Raw genomic sequence first — 23,375 nt, 5'->3', positions numbered from 1 at the left:
CGGCCTCATTTGTGATTGCCCCGGTGCCTGTAGCTGCGGCAAGAAAGGTTCTGCTACTTGACCGAACAATCGACAAGCAGCTTTTCCCGGACATCCCATAGGGCCTGGGATAAGTCGACGTAATAATTATGGGGGTTCTCAAAGCGCAGCACCTCGTCCCACAGGGTCTCGATCTGCTGCCGGCAATACTTCTGAATTGTTATTAAATCAGGATTTTTATAGACGCAGGTCCCTTTATCAAAGATCTGAACCAACAGTTTTTTCGCATAGAAATCGGTGACTGTCTTGCGCTTCCAGGTATGGACGGGATCAAATATTACATACGTCTCGTCAATACTCTCGTCCGCGAGGGTGATGACATCGGCAATGGCTTTGCCGCTGCGCTGTTCAAACAGCCGCCATAATTGCTTATGGCCGGGCAGGGTTATTTTCTCCACATTCTCACTGAGTTTTATTTTCGGAATAACCTGTCCGTTTTCCTCCAGCGCCACAAGCTTGTACACGCCGCCGAAAACAGGCTCGGATTTAGAGGTAATCAGGCGTTCGCCAACACCGAAGGAATCCACTTCGGCCCCCTGCACGAGAATATCGCGGATAATATACTCATCCAGCGAATTTGATACCAAAATTTTACAATCGGGAAAACCGGCGTCATCGAGCATTGTCCGGGTTTTCTTGGACAGATAGGCGATATCGCCGCTGTCAATCCGGACGCCTGTGGGGCGGAAGCCCCGGGGCAGTACCTCCTCGTTAAATACCTTAATGGCGTTAGGGATGCCGGACTTCAGCACATTATAGGTATCGACCAGCAGCAGGCAGTTCTCGGGATAGGTCCGGGCATAAGCCCGGAAGGCGTCGATTTCGTTGGCAAAGGTCTGCACCCAGCTGTGAGCCATAGTCCCCACCGCCGGTATGGCAAAATCGCGTTCGGCAATTGTGCAGGCGGAGCCGGCGCAGCCGCCAATAAAGGCTGCCCGCGCCCCGAACATGGCCCCGTCATACCCCTGGGCCCGCCGTGAGCCAAACTCCACAACCGCCCGGCCCTGGGCAGCGCGCACAATCCGGTTGGCCTTGGTCGCTATCAGGCTCTGGTGATTGATTGTCAGCAAAATCATGGTTTCCACCAATTGGGCTTCAATGATCGGCCCCCGGACCGTAACGATCGGCTCATTGGGGAAAATCGGCGTGCCCTCCGGCACGGCCCAGACATCGCAGCTAAACCGGAAATGGCGGAGATAGTTCAGAAATTCCTCGCCGAACAGCTTCTTCTTGCGCAGAAACTCGATATCGGCATCAGTAAAGCTCAGCTCCTGCAGATAACGGATCAATTGTTCGACTCCGGCCATAATGGCAAAGCCGCCGCCATCGGGAACCCGGCGGAAAAACATATCAAAATAGGCAATTTTGTCCTGCAACCGGTTTTGAAAATACCCGTTGCCCATCGTAATCTCATAAAAATCAGTCAGCATTGTCAGGTTCATTCTTTTCCCGTCTGCTTCCCCCATGCCCTCTTCCCCTCTCATTCGATAATCTTCATCCATTTGGGGTTAAACTTAAATAACTTAGAAGGCCGGTGCCCGGCATCCCTGGTATATTCGTCTGTTTCAACCACCATGTCGGCGATTTTTCTTCTAAAATTTGCCTTCAGCAGTTCCGTATCCAGAATGACTTCATAAACCTGCTGCAGTTTTGTCAGCGTAAACCGTTCCGGCATCAGATTAAAGGCGATATCGGTATATTCAATCTTGTTGCGCAGTCTTTGGATGCCGTACTCAATAATTTTCGCATGGTCAAAAGCAATGCCGCTGCATTCGACAATCTCTCTTGTCACCGTCGTTACTTTAGTTTCTACTTTTTTTACTGTTTTTATTGTAGCGGTAAGCTGCTGATCGGCATGAGACAGCGTCAGATGAAATAACTGCTGTAAGATATAGCCTGTGGCTGTAACTGTTTTCTGTTCCTGGTACAGTTTGCAGTCAACCGTAAACCAGGCTGCACCGGCCACCTGCCCGCTGGCTTCAATCTGCAGGCTGCCATGATCGACAAGCGCCATATAGGAAGCGCAGATAACCCTGGTACGGGGATCTCTGTCCACCTCGCCCCAGGTATAGAGCTGCTCCATGTAGATGTCGCTGATATTGGTTTCCTCTTTCAGCTTTCGCCTTGCCGCCTCATCCAGGCTTTCCCCCAGCTGCACAAAACCGCCGGGCAGCGCCCACTGGTGCTTATAGGGATGATTGCCCCGCCGGATCAGCAGCAGCCGCAAGGATTTTTCCGGCAGCCGCCGGTAATTCTTTTCCTCCTTTTCGGTTACGGTAAAAATCAGCATATCCACCGTAACTGACAGGCGGTCATACTGGCTGGCGTCATAGCTTGCCAGGAATTCTTCCTCCGTAAGGCCCTGCCTATTGATCTCACTCATCGCCCCTTCCCCTTTGCCTGTTAATATTATCTAAATGTTAATATCATTTTAATAATATCTAATGGTTCTGTCAAGTACAGTTTACAGAAAAATAGAAAAAACAGGCCGGAGACACGCTTGCGTCTCCGGCCTGCGGCTAGCCGCCGATTTGTTCTTCCATCTGTCCCGTGGTTTCAAGATCGCCTTTATTTAGGCCGAGGGCGAGCTGCCGCGCATCCAGCTCGTTTTCCCAGCGTGAAACGACCACTGTTGCCACCCCGTTGCCAATCAGGTTCGTCAGCGCCCGGGCCTCGGACATAAACCGGTCGATACCCAAAATCAAAGCCAGACCGGCTACCGGCACGGTCGGGATCACCGACAGGGTGGCAGCCAGGGTAATAAACCCGCTGCCGGTAACGCCTGCCGCCCCTTTGGAGGTGATGAGCAGCACGGCCAGCATTGTCAGCTGCTGCACCATAGTCAGGTCTGTGTTGGTCGCCTGCGCCACGAATACCGCGGCCATTGTCAGATATATAGAAGTTCCGTCCAGGTTAAAGGAGTAACCGGTGGGGATAACCAGCCCCACCACCGACTTGGAGCACCCCAGTTTTTCCATCTTATCCATCATGCGCGGCAGCACGCTTTCAGAGGAAGAGGTCCCCAGGACAATAAGCAGTTCTTCTTTAATATAAGCGATGAATTTAAAAATGCTGAAGCCGGCGATCCGGGTAATCAGGCCCAGCACGGCAAAGATAAACAACAGGCAGGTCAGATAGAAACTGCCCATCAGTTTCGCCAGCGGGATCAGGGAGGCCAGCCCGTACTGGCCGATAGTAAAGGCAATGGCCCCAAAAGCGCCGATCGGCGCAGCTCGCATGATAATCCCGACAACCTGGAACAGGCCGTGGGACACTTCATCAATCAGTTTAATGATGTTGCCGGCCCGCTGGCCCATAAGGGAGAGGCCAAGACCGAACAGGATGGAAAACAACAGTACCTGCAGAATGTCACCTTTGGCAAAGGCATCGACCACACTGTTGGGGATAATGTTCAGGAGAAAATCAGTGGTGCTTTGGGACTGAGCCTTAGAGGCGTAAGTGGCGATTGCGTTGGTATCCAAAGTGCTGATATCGGCATTCATCCCCGCCCCGGGCTTCACCAGATTGACAACCGCCAGGCCGATGATGAGCGCCAGGGTGGATACAGCCTCAAAATAGAGCAAGGCTTTGCCGCCGACGCGGCCTACTTTTTTCATATCGCCCATGCCGGCGATCCCCAGCACCACGGTGCAGAAGATAATGGGGGCAATAATCATCTTAATGAGTTTAATAAACCCGTCCCCCAGCGGCTTCATGCTGGCACCGGCGGCAGGATAGAAATGCCCCAGCAGCACCCCGGCCGTAATCGCCATCAGTACCTGCACATACAGGATTTTGTAAAATGGTTTTTTCATAGTCGTCCTCCCTTTTGTTAATGTTGTCTAAACAATAACGGTCGCAGGGGAACCAACCATTCATTCCTAGTGAAAGTAAATGGCCGACCCTTAAACCACTTGCACCGCCTGTCATAACGCCATCGATGCGCTTCAGCGGGCAACACAGGGTCTTCATGTGCTATGTTGCCGCGTCTTCGCGATGTTACCGTCACAACTTCCAGCTATGCAATTGCCAATAAGCTTGCTCTCCTCCTTTCCGGAACAGTAAGAGATTTCCATTCGGCAGCAGGGGGCTAAATTCCTTCACCGCTTTTGTATATTTATTAAATTTTCCAGTGTTTTTTTACAAAAAAAAACAGATCAGTTTTTTTCCTGATCTGTTGCCGCCATTGCTGGCCACTACCCCCAAATATGTCCGGCACAGCAGGGCATACAGGGTCTGCGTCTACACGGCCGATACATACCGGTAAAGCGGCAGGGCCAGGCATAGTAGCGCTATTAAATATACAACCAGGCCGCCCCGCCTGTTCCCATTAAGCATCAGCCAGCGGCCGAACCTGTAGGCATGGGCTGACGCCGGCACAGCCAGGATAATCAGAAAAGTCAAGGTTCATTCTCCCTTCGTATGGGCTGCGTCTTGCGCATCAGACCGGTACGCCGGAGTTCGGTGCGCACTTTAACGGTAAATTCAGCCCCGCCAAACCGGCTGTCCCAGTTATACCTTCTTAATTCCTCCATAGTCATGAACTTGGGTCTGATGTAATAACCGAAATCGACGACATCGGTGCCCCAGGCCTGGGTACGGATAAGCATATCAACAATTTGGCGGTGCAGCGTGTCGGAGATTTGCGCTTCCAGCAGGGGTATATATTCCCGGGCTTCATATTCAATGCCGCTGGGAAGCCCGGTGATTTCCCCCTCGATCAGGACATCAACATGAATAACAGGGTTTTCACCGCTGATATCAATTGTAAATTCGGGCCGGCGGCCGTTGCGGATACTCATCGTTACCTGATGGCCGGGAGCCAGGGGATCGGGAACGGACAAAAAGCCAAAGGAAAACCGGTTCAATAAAATACTGAGCGCTCTGGTTTCGCCGGTATCCAGAAACCCAACCATCTTATCGGCCTTAAATACGGCCGTCCCCATAAACTCAGTGGCATTGCCGCCCTGTCTCGGCAAATTCCCTGGCAGATAGGTCTTGGTCTTGCCACCGGCTTGCGTGCCGTGAGCCTGGCCTTCACCGGACAAAGGGTTTAGGCCGTAGCCCACAGCCAGCGGCGCGCCACTGTCGGCCTTCAGCCGGGTATAAAACTCCTGCAGGGTAAGCGACAGGAAATAGGAGGTTTCATCATAGTTGCGCATTGAGTTATTGATCCAGCGGGAAACCAGCGACTCGAGCGGCGGTTTATTCGCCGCGAAGATATCAATGGCCTTGCCGGAGCAGACCATCATAAAGATTGTCCCCCGGAATTCGCGAAACCGCAACAGCGGCCCGATTAACTCCTCGACCCCGTGGCGGGCCAGGTCTTCGCTTATTATGATAGCCGTCACCTGGGACAAATTGACGCCGCGGGACATGGTGGCATTTAACAGGTTCCGGGCTTCCGCCAGCGTTGGGGCTTTAATCGTAACCAGGGTTGAGGATTCCTTGCTGCCGGCGCCCCCGCTTTCGGCACCGGCCTGAGCAGTGGGAACGGCGATCCGGTAGGTAACCAGCAGGTCTCCGTCATCGGCCCTGTCGATCCCGATAGAGATTGCCCAGGCGACTTCATCTGTCTCCCGTGCCCCGTTATTGCTGCAGCCGGCGGTGACAGCACACACAAGCAGGACAAGCATTATGACAAATCGCATTTTTTCCTCCCGCCCCTTAGCAGTGCGGCAATAAGCAAAGCCAGGGTTGTGAAGATAAAGCCCGGCGCCAGGATGTCGGAAAAAAGCAGGAATTCCAGGCTGGCAACTACGCCCGCGTCAGGCGGCAGGGCGGCAATATTAATCATAATCAGGCCGGCCGGCAGCAGGATGGGTTTGGGCGTGGGCAGCCTGAACAGCCGGGTAATAATGTACAGTGTTCCATATAGTAAAATGGCAATCCCCAGGATGCCGATGATTACCCAGAGGATAATGAACAAGGCTTCCAGGCGCTGCACATATCTGTTGATATACATCAGCCGGGCCATCTCATAAAACGGCAGGGTTTTCTCAAGGCCGATGGCCGCGCTAAGCCCGCTTATATAAACAACATTGGCCAGGGACCGGATGATGCTGCTGCCGCCGATGCCGAAAAGAATAGTCGTCTGCAGTGTCTGCCGGTTCTGAAAGGCCGGGGTCAGGATCAGCAGCAGGACAAGGGGGGTGCCGGCCCCGATGAGGTGGAGGGTAGGTTCGAAAAGTGAAGGCAGGCCGTTCCCCAGCAAAGGGAAAAGGTAGAGTGGCTTTAGCATCGACCCCAGACCGGCGAAGACTACCAGCACCCCGCCGATGGTAAAAGGGAGAGTCAGGTAGCTGGCACGGGCCAGGGGTTCAAGCCCCATATAGACCAGCAGTATAACGATCAGACCATAAGCAATTACAATATTAGTAAATTCAATATCAGGCAGGGCGGTAAGCAGGGTATTTTCGGCAAACTGCCGCGTCCACAGGCAGGCAGTGGCATACAGGGAAAACAGGTAGAAAAAGCTGACTCCGTACAGACCGATTTTCCCCAGCAGTCTCTCAGTCAGTGACAGGAGATCGCCGCCATAGCGCTGCAGGAGATAGTGCTGCAGCCAGAGCAGGATAGCGGTTCCCAGGCCGCCGCTAAGGGGTATTACCCAGCTTACAGGTCCGGCAGCTTCGGCTACAATGGCCGGAGTCGATAAAAACAGCAGTGGAAAGCTGATCGCGTAGACTAAGCCTAGTCCTTCCGCCACTCCCATGCGTCGGTTTGGGTAATTCATCTGATTTCATCGCCTCCCGTATCCGGGGATTGGTTGACCCATTTCCGGCTGACGGCCGGCTGGCGCCGGCGGTCCTTGGTATTCAACTCATCCGGTCTGGTTTCCTGATTATACACCTGGCCCCTGATAACCACATCATAGCCGGCAATTGTCTTCGGTCCCAGCGGCGCCAGGTAGGGCATGCCAAAAGATTTCATCCGGCACAGCAGGACCACCAGGCCGATCCAGGCCATAGCCAGCCCGACCAGGCCGATGGCGATGGTAAACATATAAAAGATGAAGCGGACAATCCGGACAGCCGACGCCATGCGGTATTCCGGGATGGCAAAAGAGGCCAGGCCGGTGATGGCGACGATAACGACGACGATCGGGCTGACGATCCGGGCGGTGACTGCGGCCTGACCGAGGATGATGGCCCCGACAATCCCGATTGTGGGCCCCAGCAGGCCGGGAATCCTGATCCCCGCCTCGCGGATCAGCTCAAACGAAATATCCATAATCAAAATCTCAAACCAGGCCGGAAAGGGCACGTTTTCCCTGGCGCCGGCGACCGCCAGCAGCAGTTCGGTTGGCATTGCTTCCGGGTGAAAGTAGCTTATAGCGAGATAGAGTGAAGGCAGGACAGTGGCGATCAGCGCCCCGAACAGCCGCAATACCCGCATAAGATTGGTGATACCGGATTTTAAGCTGAAATCTTCCCCGGAATGGAAGAAGCTCAGAAAGGACACCGGTAAAATCTGGGCAAAGGGGTTGCCCTCCAGAATGAGGACAACCCGCCCTTCGGTTAGATGGCTGGCGGCCCGGTCAGGGCGCTCGGTGGACATGGTCTGAGGAAAAATAAGGGTCGGCGAATCCTCGATAAACTGGACCAGTTGGGCCGAATCACTGATATAGTCGGTTTCGATCCCGCTCAGCCGCCGCCGGACCTCATTCACCAGCGACGTGTTGGCAATGGAGTCGATATACATGACGGCACAGTTAACCTGCCCCCTTGTCCCCACTGTAACCATCTCGGTAACAAGATCACTGCTTCTCAGCATGGACCGCACCAGCCCGGTATTTATGCGCAGATTTTCACTAAACGCCACCAGGGAGCCACGGACTGTCTGCTCAGTCTTGGGCGAACCCACACCGCGGTGTTCCCAGCCTTTGGTTTCAATGACAAGGGCCTCAGCAATCCCGTCCAGAATAAGGACTGTATCACCGGTATTAATGCTTGCCTGCAGGCTTGCCAAGGTGTCTATGCGTACTACCTGACCATTGGGGATCACCTGTTTAATCAGCCAGCCCATAGTATCCCCGCTGTATAACCGGCTGTGACTGTCCATAAGCGGTTCCAGCACAAACCGGTTCAGTTTTTGGCTGTCAACAAGGCCATCCATATAAACAATCAGACCGGAGACCGCAGGCTGGTCGCCTGCCTCAATCTCCCGGATGACTACGTCCCGGTTGAGAGGAAGACGGTAAATACGGGCAAGGGCCTGCCGGTTTTCTTCCAGGCTTGTGCTGATTCTGGCGCCGTCAGGCCCCTGTTGCTGCTCATAGGTATAGACGGCCGGCGCCAATTTGCTCCACTGGGCTTCCAGGGCCGCCAGTTCGGCTTTTACCAGCTCCAGCCTGTTGACCAGGGAATTTTGCCTGACAGCCTGCGCTACCTTGTCCATATATAAGGTAAGCCGCCGGCTGAAGGCCAGCAGCGCCGTCAGCCGGTCAAGCCCGGCCTCCGCCTGGTTCTCCGGCTGCTTGTGGGCCTCAGCGGTATCATAGGGCCTGGCCTCATCTAAAATGAAATAGTCCGGGGTTGCCGGCGGTGAATAATCGATTAGCTGCTTAGCCTGCTCCCATAGTTGCGCAAACTTGTTTTTTACCATGAGTATACCTCATTTTTTAATATTGGTAGTATCGGTAAAAACAGCAATTTTATTCCACCCGGAAAATGCAAAGAACCCCAGATAACCACGTTCCGCAGGTTATCGGGGTTGTGTTTGGTGCCGGCGGCTTAGCCCAGCATACTGGGAATTAACCCTTTTCTTAATAAAACATAGGCAATCGAACGGTCAAAATGGAATACGGGGATTCTTTTTATGGTGAAATGATTATTAAACATGGCAAAACCGTATTGCGTGGAAAAGCCGCCGATATAGCCGGCCTGGCCGGCGGCCTGGAGCGTATCGGGCCGGTAGCTGCCACAGGGATAAGCGATAAAATTCACCGCCTTGCCCAGCGTTTGTTCTAAAGCAAATTTAGACTGCTCCAGTTCATCGGCAACCTCCTGCGGCGATAGCTCGGCCAATCGCCGGTGGGTAACGGTATGGGAGCCAAAGTCCATGCCGGCAGCGGCCATCTCCCGGATCTGGGCCCCTGTCAGGCGGTCCTGGTTGCCCACCATCCCGGTGATGATATAGAAACTGGCTTTCATCGAGTATTTTTGCAGAATCGGCAGGGCATTGGCATAGTTGTCCAGATACCCGTCGTCGAAGGTAATCAGCAGCGGTTTATCCGGCAGTTGGGGCTTGTGCCCCTGCAGCCGCCGGGCAACCTGGGCAAGGGACAGGGTATGATAGCCATCTTCAGCCAGGCTTGCCATATCCTGCTCAAACCGGGCGGTGCTGATTGTGAGATCGTCCGTCTCCGGGCCGACGCGATGATAAAGCAGGACCGGGATACTGTTAACGAGCTGATCAATGACCTTATATTCCGGAACCAAAGACAGGCCAAACAGAGCAGCGAGCGCGCCTATGCCCCCTGTTATAAACCGACGTCTGGTAATCATTTAACATCCATCTCCTCAACTGCTGAAAGTCCAATTACTCCTGATCTATCCCTATTTTACTGTATATAAAGCCTACTGTCACTTATTATGCAAACTTTGCTTATCGCCATTTTTTCCCTTGCCGCGTGCGGGCGGCAGGCATAAGGAAAAACTGCTCCGGTATAAATGTACGGCCAGGCAGCAGCAAATATGCAGATTTTTTAACCGCCCCCGAGACGGCACCAGTTACACCGCAGGCAATAGCGCCGGTACCACAGGAATTTACGGGCCCGAAAGCGAATGCTACCTATAGCCTTCACAATAGTGTAAAAGAGGTGCATTTATGATCAGATACACACCCGTTGGCAGGATTCACTCGCCCTTTAAAGAACCTAAAGGCACACCCATTCAGCCGCCAGCCGCCCTGGATGTTGCCGGCGTCATTGAGATGGACCCCGCCTATGCTGCCGGCCTGCAGGATCTAGAAGGTTTTTCCCATTTGATTCTGCTTTACCACTTTCATTTGGCAAAAGATTGTTCGCTGCTGGTAAAACCGTTTCTGGACAATGCATTGCACGGAATCTTTGCCACCCGCGCACCGGGCCGGCCGAATCCGATCGGCTGTTCGGTAGTACGCCTGGTCACAATTGACGGCAACAGGCTCCATGTCCTGGACGTGGATATTGTGGACGGAACGCCGCTGTTGGATATTAAGCCCTATGTGCCGGAGTTTGATTGCCGCCCAACCGCTAAAAACGGCTGGTTTGAGAACAATGTTCATAAGCTGGCAACGGTCAGGGATGACGGGAGATTCACCAAATAACCCCCACAGGTTCCTATTGCAATACCCGTTGTCTATGTGCCTGGCTGCTGATTGTCCGGTGCGGCCTGCTTCCCCGCTCTGATGCCAATCACCGGGAAGTTCCAGCCGTATTTAATGCAGCAGAGGCGCAGGCCGGTGGTAATGGCAAAGCAGAGATACAGGGGAAGGTTGCCGGTAAAATAAAATTGCGAGTAATAAAAACTGATCGCCCCGGCAATGGTCGTGATGGCGTATACTTCCTGGCGGAAAACATAGGGGATCTCTTGGACAAATACATCGCGCATGATGCTGCCGCCGATACCGGTGATGACGGCCACTGTCGTTACGATAACCACCGAGTCCAGATTTTGGTGCAACGCCAGCTTGGCGCTGGTCGCCGTGAAGGCCCCCAGGCCGATCGCGTCAAAGACCTGAATGGTATGTTTGAATTTATCCAGCCAGCGATAGGTAAAACAAACGCCCACTGTAGCCATAGCGCTGATAATAAAAAAAGTGGGGTCGCGAAAGGTAAGCGGCGGGGTGTTGCCGATGATCACATCCCGCAGAATACCGCCGCCAATGGCGGTCGTAATCGCCAGTACCAGAACACCAAAAACATCAAGCTTCTTTCGTATCCCGGTCAGGGCGCCGGAAATGGCGAAAGCGATAATTCCTGTAATTTCAAATACACTCCAGGCTGTCATTGTTCATTCTCTCCTAAAATTAACAGCACAGTAGGGAAACCCCTATAACCACAGCGTGTTATAGGGGTTTCCTGCTGCTACGCTTCTATCATCCTGTAAATTTTTTATTTATTTGATGCTACTCTACGGTCACACTCTTGGCCAGATTCCTTGGCTTATCAACATCGCAGCCACGGGTGACGGCCGCATAGTAAGCCAGCAGCTGCAACGGAATGACTGACAAAATGGGGGTGAGGAATTTATTGGTGGCCGGAATAAAGATCGTATGATCAACATATTTTGCCAGCTGCTGATCCCCTTTGAGCCCGATGCCAATTACAACAGCATCACGGGCTTTGACTTCCTTGATGTTGCTGAGCGTTTTCTCGTACACGTCCTGCTGGGTAGCCAGGGCAATGACCGGCACGCCTTCAATGATCAGGGCCAGGGTGCCGTGTTTAAGCTCTCCGGCCGCATAAGCCTCGGCGTGAATATAGGATATTTCTTTGAGTTTTAAAGAGCCCTCCAGGGCCACGGCATAATCTAAGGAGCGGCCGATGAAAAACACATCCTCATTGAAGCCGTATTGCTGGGCGAAGGTTTTAATGGGCTCAACATCCTCTAACAGCTCATAAGCCTGAGCCGGCAGTTCCCGCAGGCCGTGGCACAGTTCCCGCACTTTAGCCGCGGCCAGGCTGCCTTTGATTGCTCCCATATAAATGGCCAGCATCGCCATAACAACAAGCTGGGTAGTATAGGCTTTGGTGGAGGCTACGGCAATTTCCGGGCCGGCCCAGGTATAGATAACCTGATCGGATTCGCGGGCGATGGAGGAGCCGACAACATTGGTAATTGCCAGGGTGCGGGCGCCCAGATTTTTGGCTTCTTTCAGCGCCGCCAGGGTATCCAGGGTTTCTCCCGACTGGCTGATGACAATCGCCAGCGTCTGCTCATCAATCAAAGGGGTCCGGTAACGGAATTCTGAGGCTACGTCGACTTCCACCGGAATCCGGGCCAGGTTCTCGATCAGGTACTTGCCGACAATGCCGGCATGATAGGCCGTGCCGCAGGCAATAATGGCGATCTTTTTAATGGGGAGCACATCGTCCCTGGTCCAGTTGAGTTCTTCAAAGGCTATGCCGCTGTTGTCTTTGGTCACACGGCTGCTCATGGTTTCCCGCACGGCTTTGGGCTGTTCATAGATTTCTTTAATCATGAAATGCTCATAGCCGCCTTTTTCCGCCGCTTCCGCATCCCAGTTAACCTCAAAGACTTTTTTCGTGACCGGGATCCCCTGCCGGTTCATGACCCATACCGAATCAGCCGTTACAATGGCCATTTCGCCGTCGCTTAAGATATAGGTTTTCCGGGTGCGGCTGATAATCGCCGGGATGTCGGAGGCAATGAAGTTTTCCCCGTCGCCCAGGCCGATGACCAGCGGGTTGTCCTGCTTGGTGCAGATCAGTTTCCCCGGCTCATCCTGGCACATAAACACCAGGGCGTAAGAACCCTCAATCTGTTCCAGTACCTGCTTGACTGCCGCTTCAAAATCCCCGGCGTAACACTCCTCAATCAGATGGGCCACAACCTCGGTGTCTGTTTCCGAGGTAAACTGATGGCCTTTGGCAATCAGCTGTTCCTTGAGGTGCATATAGTTCTCGATGATGCCGTTATGGACGACAACAAATTTACCGGTACAATCGGTATGGGGGTGGGAATTGGCGTCAGATGGACGGCCGTGGGTCGCCCACCGGGTATGGCCGATGCCGAGACTACCCTGGAGCGGGCTGATTTCCACCTGTTTTGCCAGCACATTCAGCCGGCCGACGCTTTTAGTCACATGAATTTTATTGCCGTCAAACACGGCAACACCTGCCGAATCGTAGCCACGGTATTCCAGTTTGCTCAGGCCTTCCAGCAAAAATGGTGCAGCCTGATCAGGACCTATATAGCCAACAATACCACACATATATATAAACCTCCTAAATTACACTACTAATAAACGCTCGTCTGCATTACGGCCGCGGCCGCGCTGAGCATTGCCAAGCATTTAACCCTTGATCACGTTGTCAGCAACTTGCCATTGTGCTTTTCTGCCGCTGCCGTTTTGTCCCCCAGGTCACCCTGGAGCTTTGTCGGCCAGCTTACGGCTGCAGATGCCGAGAGGTATCCGCTGACTGCTCGATAAACCTCTGCCTCGTCTGCTTGACTTACGTCAAGCACCAGCGCTTTGTTGATTAGTTTCTGCGGCAATAGTTGTTATTATCCTGTATCGGCCATATTCCCACCTCCTTACTAATCATAGATATGCAAAGGAGCACTATATAGTGCTCCTGCCATATCTATCTTATTTTAATACAGTTTATCGTTTTGGTCAATAACTCCTGTTTAAGCCTGTTCCTGTCTGACAACGCGGGCAATATTGCCGACGATACGCTCAAGGTCGGGCAGGGACGGGCCTTCGGCCATAATCCGGATAAGCGGCTCGGTGCCGGAAGGGCGGACAAGTATCCGGCCATTATCGCCCAGTTCGGCTTCACCGGCCTGAATGGCGGCAGCGATATTCGCATTGTTTTCCCAGCCGTCTTTACTCTTAACCCGGATATTCTCCAGCAGTTGGGGAAATCTTGTCATTACTTTAGCCAGAGCCGACATTTTCTTACCGCTTTGTTTTAGCGCGGCCGCCAGCTTCAGCGCCGTGATCAGCCCGTCGCCGGTTGTGCTGTATTGGCTGAAAATAATATGGCCCGACTGTTCACCGCCCAGAACCAGGTTATGCTTCAGCATGGCTTCCAGTACATAGCGGTCACCCACCGGCGTCACCAAAACTTTGGCACCGGCATTTTTTATGGCCTGATGCAAGCCGATATTGCTCATCACTGTGGCGACCAGCGTCTTGTCTGTTAGTGTATTGTGCTTAAGCATATCCAGGGCACAGATCAGCATGATCTGATCGCCGTCAATCGTCTCACCGGTTTCGGCAACAGCCAGACAACGGTCGGCATCGCCGTCATGGGCCAGTCCCAGATCGGCCTTATGCTGAGCTACAGCCGCCTGCAGCTGCTCCAGGTGGGTTGAGCCGCAGCCGGCATTAATATTAATGCCGTCAGGGCGGTCATTGATGACAATCACGTCGGCCCCCAGCTGCCGGAAAGCGGCGGGAGCCGCCTCATAGGCAGCACCATTGGCACAGTCTAAAACGAGCTTCAGTCCCTGCAGAGACTGGTCGACAGTATTAACAGCATACTCCACATATTCTGTCAGCAGATCATGTTTGGTGGTTATAAAACCAATGCTGTCGGCTGTAGGCCGGGGCATCCCGTCCGCCTCGGAATCGATCAGTTTTTCCAGCTCGTTTTCTACAGCATCAGGCAGTTTGTAGCCGGTACCGGCAAAAAATTTGATCCCGTTATCAGGGTAGGGGTTATGGGATGCGGAAATAACGACACCGGCCTGCGCACCGTGCCGCCTGGTCAGGTAAGCCACTGCCGGGGTAGGAACAACCCCCAGCAGTACGGCCTCACCGCCGGCCGAACAGATTCCTGCCGCTAAGGCCGCTTCCAGCATTTGCCCGGAAACCCGCGTATCGCGGCCAATGTAAAATATTGGCCGTTTGTATTCTTTACCAAAATAATAGGTGGCGGCCCGCCCCATTTTAAAAGCCAGCTCAGGTGTAAGTTCGACGTTGGCTAACCCCCGCACGCCGTCGGTTCCAAACAGTCTTGCCATATATGAAGATGCTCCTTCCGAATTGTGAGTTTACTTTAATACGAATGCGCTGGTTAGGCCTTATAGACCTGCATAAAACGAATAGCGGCATTTACCCCGTCCAGCGCTGCGCTCATAATGCCGCCGGCATAACCGGCACCTTCACCAATAGGATATACGCCGGCGGTGTTGATTGATACAAAATCCGGTCCCCGTACAAGCCGGACAGGCGCCGAGGTCCTGGTTTCAACCCCGGTTAGAACGGCCTGCTTATGATCAAACCCTTTCAGCTTACGGCCAAAATCAGGCAAAGCCTTAGCCAGGGTAGCGGCCACAAACGCCGGCAGGCATTGCCTGAGATCGGCCGGCGTCGTGCCGGGACGATAACTGGGAGCGGCCAGATAGCCGGCGCTGCCGCTTCTGCCGGCCAGGAAATCGCCTACCGTTTGCACAGGTGCATGGTAATTATGTCCGCCCAGGGCAAAGGCCAGCCGTTCATAGCGGCGCTGGAACTCGATCCCGTCGAGGACATGGGAACCATAATCAGCCGGGGTCACGGTTACAGCCACGGCACTGTTGGCAAGGCCCGAGTCCCGTTGGTACAGGCTCATACCGTTGGTCACAACCCCCCCGGCTTCCGAGGCGGCGGCCACCACCAGCCCGCCCGGGCACATGCAAAAGGAATAAGCCGCCCGGGCTGCCGCCTTATCCTGGTACACCAGCGCATAATCAGCCGGTCCCAGCCGGGGATGGCCGGCTGCGGCCCCGTACTGGGCCGTATCAATGAGTTCCTGGGGATGTTCGATCCGGACACCGATCGCAAAGGGTTTGGCTTCCATGGCCACCTGGCGCCCATGCAACAGCTGATAGGTGTCCCGGGCACTGTGGCCAATAGCCAGGAACAAGTTCTCACAAGGTATATGGCGGCTGTTATTTACGGTAATGCCGGTGAGCTGTCCGGCCGTAACGGTGATATCTGTAAGGCAGGCTTCAAATTCCACCTCGCCGCCCAGTTTAATCAGTTCTGTTCTGATATTCCTGACAACCTGGCGCAGTTTGTCCGTGCCGATGTGGGGTTTATGAAGATACTTTATCTCCGCCGGCGCACCGGCTGTTATCAATATATCCAGCACGGCCGCCATCCGCGGATCAGTAACCCGGGTGGTCAGCTTGCCGTCGGAAAATGTGCCGGCCCCGCCTTCGCCAAACTGGACATTACTATTGGCATCAAGCCGGCCGGTCTGCCAGAAATCGGCAATATCCCGGACCCGGCGCTCAACCTCCCGGCCCCGCTCAAGCAGCAGCGGCCGATAGCCATGCCTGGCCAGCATCAGGGCAGCAAACAAACCGGCCGGTCCTGCCCCCACCACTACCGGCCGGTTATTCAGCGGTACCACACCAGGCACAATCTCCTCGGCCGCCGCCGGCGTTATCAGCACGACATCCCTGTCACCGGCCAGCCGGGACAAGGCCTGCCCTGGCGGAATGAGGAGCTCGACTGCCAGGGTATAGACAAAGGTAATATTATGTTTCCGGCGGGCATCAATCGCCCGGCGGATAATGTGCACTTGTCCCACCTGCTCCGGTGCCAGCCGCAAGCGCCTGGCCGCAAGCTGGCCAAGGGGGCTTTCTTCCGTTAAGGGGATACGAAAATTACTGATTTTAAGCAATCGCTGCTGTCTCCTTTAACTGGGGCCGACTTGGATGGTAACGCTGACAGTTGCCTGGGCAGCGGCCAACCCTTCCGGCACTATCAGTTTCACATCCCTGGTGGTATCTTTGTCGATATCGGCAAGGCTGATCGGTTCGGTGTATACAGCCTCAAGCTTGTCAAGTCCCTTGCCGGGGGTAAGCTCACGCAATTCCAGTTTGTCCGGTTTCGTGCTTATGCCCTTTATAACAAAACCTTTAGGCAATTCGCCCTCAGTCACGGGTTTTACATCAATTACTTTCTTGGTAAGGCCGGCGACTATATTCACCGTAACCCCGGTTTTTTCCGGATAAATGGTTAAGCCTTCCACTTCCTTGCCGGCCTGGGTAACCGGCACCAGCGGCGCCCCGACCGTAAACTCGGCATTTTTTCCGGCCAGATCAACCGAGGCAATTACCTTTTCCACCATGGCCACGGCATTTTTGGGTCCTTCAATCGTCACCTGCGCATAGGCTGACACCGGATTGCCCACCACCGCCCCTCTGGCGGCGGCACCGGTCAGCCTGACCTCAACCGGTACCTGGCGGCTCACGGTGGTGTCAAGGCGGAACTGGACTCTGTCCGGATTAATCTCGACTAATTCCAGGCTGGAGGGGATGGCGGCGCTGACTTTAACATTGTGGCGGCCTTCTGTCAGGCCTTTGATATCAATAAAGGCCTTAAGGTCCTTATTGAGCACGCCGGCAACAATGCTGCGGGGACCGCGTATCTTTACCCGGACGGAATCAGGCGCATCGACGACAACGTAGGAAGTGGCGGCATTGCGGACTTCCAGCGGAATGGTGAACGAGGATTCAATCGGCGGATTCTGCTCGTTGATAACATACAGCCATAATACAATCGCCAGGATAACGGCCAGAATTTTGGGGGTAATATTTTTTGTTTCTCCCGGTTTTTTAAAAAACTTATCAAACATTATGACGGCCTCCAGCTGAATAGATCACTAAGGGAAGTGCTTTTCGCTATAAATAGCGGCGCAAGCTGTTCCTTAAGCTTTTCGGCATCCATATACCGGTGCAGCCGGCCGCCCCGGGCCAGCGAAATGATGCCGGTCTCTTCGCTGACAACAATAACAACCGCATCGGTTTGTTCGCTGATGCCAATGGCCGCCCGGTGTCTTGTGCCCAGCTCCTTGTTAAGGCTGCGGTCATCAGACAGCGGCAATAAGCAGCCGGCCGCCTGTACCCGGTTGCCGCGGATAATGACGGCACCATCATGCAGGGGGGTATTGGGAATAAAAATATTAATAAGAAATTCGCTTGAGACCAACCCATCCACTTTTATGCCTGTCTCAATATAGTCATTAAGCCCTGTTTCCCGCTCCAGGACCATCAGGGCCCCGATCTTGTTTTTAGACAGGTCGGTGACCGTCCTGCCCAGTTCATCAAACAGGCTGGCTTTCTCTTCCGCATTCAGCTGAGCGCTGTTATGGAAAAAGCGGCCCCGCCCCAGATGCTCAAGGGCGCGCCTGAGCTCCGGCTGGAATACAACCGGCAGGGCGACAAGCACAACCGTCATGGTCTTCTGCAGCAGCCAGTTGATCACATTGAGTTCCAGCCATTTGCTGATCAGCGTAGCCACCAGCAGGACAACAAGGCCTTTCAATAAGGCCACCGCTCTGGTCCCACTGATCATAATATAGAGTTTATATAAAAAGTAGGCAACAATGGCGATGTCGATAATATCCAGGAAACTAATTGTAGAGATTATTCCCCGTATTTGCAATAACATTCTGAACACCTCAAACAGGAGTTAAAATTCCAATATAACTATAATTCTATTCTACCCAATATCAGGAAAACCTTTTAGATAATTGTCCATTATAAAAAAATAAAGTAAAAGTCCTAGTAGTCCTATGACTAAATTAGGCTTGTGCCCACAGCACAAGCCTAATCTTCCCGCTAATATACTATATTAGGGCTATACATTATAATTTGGTTACTTCGCCAATCCAGCCAAATTTGTCGGCTACCCGTCCCTGCTGGATGCTGGTGATATAATCAAACAGTTTTTGGGACGTTTCCCCGGTCTGGTTATTATTAATAACAATATTCTTGCCTTTCCAGGACAGCTCGCCCACCGGGGAAATGACTGCCGCCGTGCCTGAGCCGAATACCTCCTGCAGCCGGCCCGCAGCATGGGCGGCATATACCTCGTCAATCGAAATCCGGCGTTCAGTCACTTTCAGCCCCCAGTCCTGAGCTACCTGAATGACGGAACGGCGGGTAATACCATTGAGGATACTGCCGTTTAGTTCGGGGGTAATAATCTCGTTGTCGATCTTGAAGAAGATATTCATGGTACCGACTTCTTCAATATATTTCTGTTCCAGGGCATCAAGCCATAAAACCTGGGTATACCCCTCTTTTTTGGCTTCTTCCGAAGCCTTAAGACTGGCAGCATAATTAGCCGGGGTCTTGGCTTCGCCCAGGCCACCCTTGACGGCCCGCACAAAATGCTCCTCCACTTTGATTTTGACAGGCTTAAAACCGGATGCGTAATAGGCGCCGACAGGCGAGAGAATGATCAGAAGCTTGTATTCGTCGGCCACTTTCACGCCAACAAAGGGGTCGACCGAGATAACGAAGGGGCGAATGTACAGCGAGGTTCCCAGCGATTGCGGCACCCAGTCCTTGTCAATTTCAATCAGTTTGTTCAAACCGGCATGTAATAAATCAACATCCATCGGGGGGATGCTTAAAATGTCAGCTGAATTGTTGAAACGTTTGAGATGATCAACAGGGCGGTACACGACGACGCGGTTGTCTTCCGTACGGAAGGCTTTCATGCCCTCAAAAATGGCTTGCCCGTAATGCAGCACCATAGCTGCCGGCGAAATGTCAAAATCACCATACGGAACAATGCGGGCATTAAACCAGCCTTTGCCTGATTCATAATCCATGACAAACATGTGATCGGTAAAAATTTTGCCAAAACCCAGTTTGTCATCTGCAGGGAGTGTGCCACGTTTATCAGCCAGTGTAACAGCGATATCAGCCATGTTAACAGGCCTCCTTGGGTTGTATATTTATGGATATTATAGTTTGATTTTTGTATACATGTCAAGGTGTTTTTGCTGTTTCTCCATAATGGACTTGGCAACAGTCACAGCCTGTCCAACCTGGGCGGGCGATGTTCCACCAAAAGAATTACGGGCGGCGACACAGGTTTCCATGGTAATTGCCTCTAAAATATCCATGTCAAACAGGGGCGAAAACTGTTTAAACTCAGCCAGGCTTAAATCAGCCAGCGTTTTGTGCTCGCTTAAGCAATAGGCTACGCATTTGCCGACAACTTCATGGGCCTGCCGGAACGGCAGTCCTTTTTTAACAAGATAATCGGCCATATCGGTGGCATTGGAAAAGTCGGTTTTCAGCGCCTGCCGCATGGTGCCGGAGTTGACCTTCAGGCCGCGCAGCATCGCCGCGTATACGGTCAGGCTGAATTTTACCGTATCGATGGTATCAAACAGCCCCTCTTTATCCTCCTGCAAATCTTTGTTGTATGCGAGGGGGAGACCTTTTGCCACAGTCAGCATGGCCATCAGATGGCCAAAAACCCGGCCGGTTTTCCCGCGCACCAATTCGGCGACATCGGGATTCTTCTTTTGCGGCATAATGCTCGAACCGGTACAGTGGGCGTCATCCAGCTCAATAAAGGAAAACTCGGTTGACGACCACAAAATGATTTCTTCGCTTAACCGGCTCAGATGCATCATCAGGATAGAGGCAAACGACAAAAATTCCAGGATATAGTCCCGGTCACTGACGGCGTCAATGCTATTTTCGTACACGCGGCCAAAGCCCAGCTCCCTGGCTACCAGCTGCCTGTCGATGGGAAAGGTGGTGCCGGCCAGCGCGCCGGCGCCAAGGGGCATAATATCGGCCGACTCCCACACGCCGCCCAGGCGTCGGAAATCACGCTCAAACATAAAGAAATAAGCCAGCATGTGATGAGCGAACAGGATGGGCTGGGCCCGCTGCAGATGGGTATAGCCGGGCATGATTGTCTCCGGGTATGCATGGACAAGGTCGAGAACCGCCTGCTCCAGGTCAAATAACAGCCCGCCGATCTCGGCCACCTGCTCCCGCACATACATATGGGTATCAAGGGCCACCTGGTCATTGCGGCTGCGGGCGGTATGCAGGCGCCCGCCGGCCGGGCCGATGCGTTCGGTCAGGCGTTTTTCAATATTCATATGAATATCTTCAAGGGACACTTCAAAACTGAAGTTGCCTGCTTCAATATCGGCCAGGATACTGTGCAAACCATCAATAATCAGTTTGGCATCGTCCTGGCTGATAATGCCGCATTGCGCCAGCATCCTGGCATGGGCAATACTGCCGGCAATATCCTGCCGGTACATGCGGCTGTCAAAAGAAATGGAGGAGGTAAACTCCTCCACCATCACATCCGTGCTTTTGGCGAAACGTCCGCCCCATAATTTACTCATTGGTTTTCTTAGCCTCAGCTTTCATCATCGCCCGGACCTTAAGCGGCAAGCCGAAAAGGTTAATAAAGCCCTCGGCGTCACCATGGTTGTATAATTGTTCGCTGTCGCCAAAGGTTACGATCTTTTCGTTATAAAGCGAATAAGGCGAGGTGGCGCCGGCGCTCATCATGTTGCCCTTGTACAGTTTCAGGCGGACAGTGCCGGTAACGGTCTGCTGCGTCGAATCCACAAAGGCGTCAAGCGCTTCCCGGAGCGGCGCAAACCACATGCCGTCATAGACCAGTTCGGCATATTTTATGGCAATCTGCTCCTTATAATGCATGGTGGCCCGGTCTAACGTCAGATACTCTAATTCCCGGTGAGCATAGTATAGGATGGCTCCGCCGGGGTTTTCGTATACGCCCCGGGATTTCATGCCCACAAGCCGGTTTTCCACAATATCGGCAATGCCGATGCCGTTGGCGGCACCGAGTTCATTGAGTTTGGTCAGGAGGGCCACCGCCTCCAGCTTGACGCCGTCCACCGCTACGGGGATGCCTTTTTCAAAGCCCACTTCCACATACAGGGGTTTATCCGGTGCTTTCTCCGGCGGGGTGGTAATCAGATACACATCATCGGTCGGCTCATTGGCCGGGTTTTCCAGATCAGCGCCTTCATGGCTCAGATGCCAGATGTTGCGGTCCATGCTGTAGGGGCGGGCTTTGGAAACCGGCACGGGGATACCATGCTTTTCCGCATAATCGATCGCATCTTCGCGGGAACGGATGTCCCACAACCGCCAGGGAGCAATAATTTTAAGATGAGGAGCCCGGGCTTTGACGGTCAACTCGAAGCGGACCTGGTCATTGCCTTTGCCTGTCGCCCCGTGGCAGATGGCGTCAGCGCCTTCCTTCAGGGCAATGTCCACAAGGGCCTTGGCAATAATCGGCCGGGCAAACGAGGTTCCCAGCAGGTATTTGCCTTCATATACGGCACCGGCCTTCAGGGTCGGCCAGACATAGCCTTCCACAAACTCAGCCGTCAGATCTTCGATATATACCTTGCTGGCCCCGGATGTAATCGCCTTTTCCCGGACCGGGGCGAGTTCATCGCCCTGTCCGACATCAGCGCACATTGCAATGACCTCACAATTATAGTTCTCTTTCAGCCAGGGGATAATAACCGAGGTATCCAGGCCGCCGGAGTAGGCCAGAACCACCTTTTTGATTTCGCTCATTATAAATTGCCTCCTATGTCGATATGGTTTCCCGGGTTTTCCTATGGTAAAGTTTACAGGAACCGGGGGAAATTGTCTATATGCTAAAGGAAATGAAAAGTGCGTTGTTACCGTATGTGCCACGGGGACGTCTCCGCAACACACCCGCCCATTCTCGTGTTCCCCCCGTAACCAAAAAGTCACGAGCTGCCGGAACTTGTTAGAAATGTCCAGATGCGAGGCGCACCGGAAAAACGGGCAGCGCCGCGTACTGGCGTACGCAAGCAATCGTTTTGAGGAGCAACGAAGCAGATGGGCGTTTATAACAAGTTCTAAAATATTTGGCACAAGTTCTAAAGCTAATCAGCCATAAGAAGGGCCATTATGGCTTTTTGCACGTGTAAGCGGTTTTCCGCCTCATCAAACACCACCGAGTTTGGCCCTTCAATGACATCCTCGGTAATTTCCTCGCCGCGGTGGGCCGGCAGGCAGTGCATAACGATGGTATCCTTTTTGGCAGCCTGCAGAATGGCACTGTTGATCTGGAAGCCGGCAAAAGCCTGCTTGCGGATGGCCTGCTCGCCCTCTTTGCCCATACTGGCCCACACATCGGTATAGAGCACATCCGCATCTTTGGCCGCCGCGAACGGGTCATCGAGAATGGTTATTTTACTGCCTGACAGCTTGGCATCCAACGCGGCCTGTTCGACAATGGTGGCATCAGGGGCATAGTTGGCCGGGGTAGCTACGCTGATGTCCATACCGACCTTGGCACAGATGTGGAGCAGCGAGTTGACCATATTGTTGCCGTCGCCAATGTAGCACAGCTTGCGGCCCTTCAGCTCACCTTTGTGTTCCAGGGCGGTGAAGATATCCGCCATGGCCTGGCAGGGATGCAGCAGGTCGGTCAGGGCATTAATGACAGGCACAGTGGCATATTCAGCCAGCTCTTCCACCTCCAGGTGAGAAAAGGTCCTGATCATAATGCCGTCAACATAACGGGATAATACGCGGGCCGTGTCCTTGACCGGCTCGCCCCGGCCAATCTGCATATCGTTGGAGGAAAGAAACAGCGCCGCACCGCCAAGCTGCCACATGCCGACCTCAAACGATACCCGGGTACGGGTCGATGCTTTTTGGAATATCATGCCCAGGGTTTTGCCTTTTAGCAGCGGGTGTGGTTCACCGGCCTTTTGTTTGGCTTTTAAGATCCTGGTAAAATCAAAAATTTGATATATCTCATCAACCGATAAATGATGAACTGACAGAAAGTCTTTTCCTTTAAGGCTCATACCT

Annotated in this window: 20 protein-coding genes; 1 reads left to right on the top strand and 19 read right to left on the bottom strand. The window is 53.3% G+C overall.

Annotated elements, in window-relative coordinates; all coding sequences use genetic code 11:
• Positions 1-53 precede the first annotated feature (53 nt).
• The 8 genes from ACZ481_RS02870 to ACZ481_RS02835 form a co-directional block, all read right to left on the bottom strand.
• Positions 54-1,541, bottom strand: a complete 1,488-nt coding sequence (locus ACZ481_RS02870) for a nicotinate phosphoribosyltransferase (RefSeq protein ID WP_464768676.1) — start codon at positions 1,539-1,541, stop codon at positions 54-56.
• Positions 1,520-2,422, bottom strand: coding sequence for an NUDIX hydrolase (locus ACZ481_RS02865; protein ID WP_464768675.1), 903 nt, complete (start codon positions 2,420-2,422; stop codon positions 1,520-1,522). The genes ACZ481_RS02870 and ACZ481_RS02865 overlap by 22 nt, the downstream gene beginning before the upstream one ends.
• A gap of 136 nt (positions 2,423-2,558) precedes the next feature.
• Positions 2,559-3,854: a dicarboxylate/amino acid:cation symporter gene (locus tag ACZ481_RS02860; RefSeq protein ID WP_464768674.1), complete on the bottom strand. Its 1,296-nt coding sequence runs from the start codon at positions 3,852-3,854 to the stop codon at positions 2,559-2,561.
• Positions 3,855-4,281: 427 nt separating this feature from the next.
• The gene (locus tag ACZ481_RS02855; RefSeq protein WP_464768673.1) at positions 4,282-4,443 is read right to left on the bottom strand and encodes a hypothetical protein; all 162 of its coding nucleotides are present in this window, start codon (positions 4,441-4,443) and stop codon (positions 4,282-4,284) included.
• Positions 4,440-5,690 carry a Ger(x)C family spore germination protein gene (locus tag ACZ481_RS02850; protein WP_464768672.1) on the bottom strand — a complete coding sequence of 417 codons (1,251 nt, stop codon included), beginning with the start codon at positions 5,688-5,690 and terminating at the stop codon, positions 4,440-4,442. Before ACZ481_RS02850 ends, ACZ481_RS02855 begins: the two co-directional genes overlap by 4 nt.
• Positions 5,675-6,775: a GerAB/ArcD/ProY family transporter gene (locus tag ACZ481_RS02845; RefSeq protein ID WP_464768671.1), complete on the bottom strand. Its 1,101-nt coding sequence runs from the start codon at positions 6,773-6,775 to the stop codon at positions 5,675-5,677. Before ACZ481_RS02845 ends, ACZ481_RS02850 begins: the two co-directional genes overlap by 16 nt.
• A complete protein-coding gene (locus ACZ481_RS02840; protein WP_464768670.1) occupies positions 6,772-8,646 on the bottom strand; it encodes a spore germination protein in 1,875 nt (624 codons plus the stop codon). The genes ACZ481_RS02845 and ACZ481_RS02840 overlap by 4 nt, the downstream gene beginning before the upstream one ends.
• A gap of 128 nt (positions 8,647-8,774) precedes the next feature.
• Positions 8,775-9,548 carry a polysaccharide deacetylase family protein gene (locus tag ACZ481_RS02835; protein WP_464768669.1) on the bottom strand — a complete coding sequence of 258 codons (774 nt, stop codon included), beginning with the start codon at positions 9,546-9,548 and terminating at the stop codon, positions 8,775-8,777.
• 322 nt (positions 9,549-9,870) lie between these two features.
• On the opposite strand from ACZ481_RS02835, the gene tsaA reads away from it, so the two are divergent.
• Positions 9,871-10,350: a tRNA (N6-threonylcarbamoyladenosine(37)-N6)-methyltransferase TrmO gene (tsaA, locus tag ACZ481_RS02830; RefSeq protein WP_464768668.1), complete on the top strand. Its 480-nt coding sequence runs from the start codon at positions 9,871-9,873 to the stop codon at positions 10,348-10,350.
• A gap of 32 nt (positions 10,351-10,382) precedes the next feature.
• Here tsaA and ACZ481_RS02825 read toward each other — a convergent pair whose 3' ends face one another.
• From ACZ481_RS02825 to argF, 11 genes are all read right to left on the bottom strand, one after another.
• Complete coding sequence (locus ACZ481_RS02825; RefSeq protein ID WP_464768667.1) at positions 10,383-11,033, bottom strand: trimeric intracellular cation channel family protein; 651 nt, start codon at positions 11,031-11,033, stop codon at positions 10,383-10,385.
• Positions 11,034-11,151: 118 nt separating this feature from the next.
• Positions 11,152-12,981 (bottom strand): glutamine--fructose-6-phosphate transaminase (isomerizing), encoded by a 1,830-nt coding sequence (glmS, locus tag ACZ481_RS02820; protein ID WP_464768666.1) that lies wholly within the window; start codon positions 12,979-12,981, stop codon positions 11,152-11,154.
• 92 nt (positions 12,982-13,073) lie between these two features.
• Positions 13,074-13,265, bottom strand: a complete 192-nt coding sequence (locus ACZ481_RS02815) for a hypothetical protein (RefSeq protein ID WP_464768665.1) — start codon at positions 13,263-13,265, stop codon at positions 13,074-13,076.
• A 135-nt stretch (positions 13,266-13,400) separates the two neighbouring features.
• A complete protein-coding gene (gene glmM / locus ACZ481_RS02810; protein ID WP_464768664.1) occupies positions 13,401-14,741 on the bottom strand; it encodes a phosphoglucosamine mutase in 1,341 nt (446 codons plus the stop codon).
• Positions 14,742-14,794: 53 nt separating this feature from the next.
• Complete coding sequence (locus tag ACZ481_RS02805; protein WP_464768663.1) at positions 14,795-16,390, bottom strand: NAD(P)/FAD-dependent oxidoreductase; 1,596 nt, start codon at positions 16,388-16,390, stop codon at positions 14,795-14,797.
• 15 nt (positions 16,391-16,405) lie between these two features.
• Positions 16,406-17,347 carry a CdaR family protein gene (locus tag ACZ481_RS02800; RefSeq protein WP_464768662.1) on the bottom strand — a complete coding sequence of 314 codons (942 nt, stop codon included), beginning with the start codon at positions 17,345-17,347 and terminating at the stop codon, positions 16,406-16,408.
• Positions 17,347-18,162, bottom strand: a complete 816-nt coding sequence (gene cdaA / locus ACZ481_RS02795; protein ID WP_464768661.1) for a diadenylate cyclase CdaA — start codon at positions 18,160-18,162, stop codon at positions 17,347-17,349. The genes ACZ481_RS02800 and cdaA overlap by 1 nt, the downstream gene beginning before the upstream one ends.
• 196 nt (positions 18,163-18,358) lie before the next feature.
• Positions 18,359-19,432, bottom strand: coding sequence for a branched-chain amino acid aminotransferase (locus ACZ481_RS02790; protein WP_464768660.1), 1,074 nt, complete (start codon positions 19,430-19,432; stop codon positions 18,359-18,361).
• A gap of 36 nt (positions 19,433-19,468) precedes the next feature.
• The gene (argH, locus tag ACZ481_RS02785; protein ID WP_464768659.1) at positions 19,469-20,884 is read right to left on the bottom strand and encodes an argininosuccinate lyase; all 1,416 of its coding nucleotides are present in this window, start codon (positions 20,882-20,884) and stop codon (positions 19,469-19,471) included.
• Complete coding sequence (locus ACZ481_RS02780; protein WP_464768658.1) at positions 20,877-22,100, bottom strand: argininosuccinate synthase; 1,224 nt, start codon at positions 22,098-22,100, stop codon at positions 20,877-20,879. The genes argH and ACZ481_RS02780 overlap by 8 nt, the downstream gene beginning before the upstream one ends.
• Positions 22,101-22,438: 338 nt before the next feature.
• Positions 22,439-23,371 carry an ornithine carbamoyltransferase gene (gene argF, locus ACZ481_RS02775; protein ID WP_464768657.1) on the bottom strand — a complete coding sequence of 311 codons (933 nt, stop codon included), beginning with the start codon at positions 23,369-23,371 and terminating at the stop codon, positions 22,439-22,441.
• Positions 23,372-23,375 lie beyond the last annotated feature (4 nt).

It is taken from the genome of Sporomusa intestinalis, from assembly GCF_055383785.1.
This window is presented reverse-complemented; position numbering and strand designations above follow the sequence as displayed.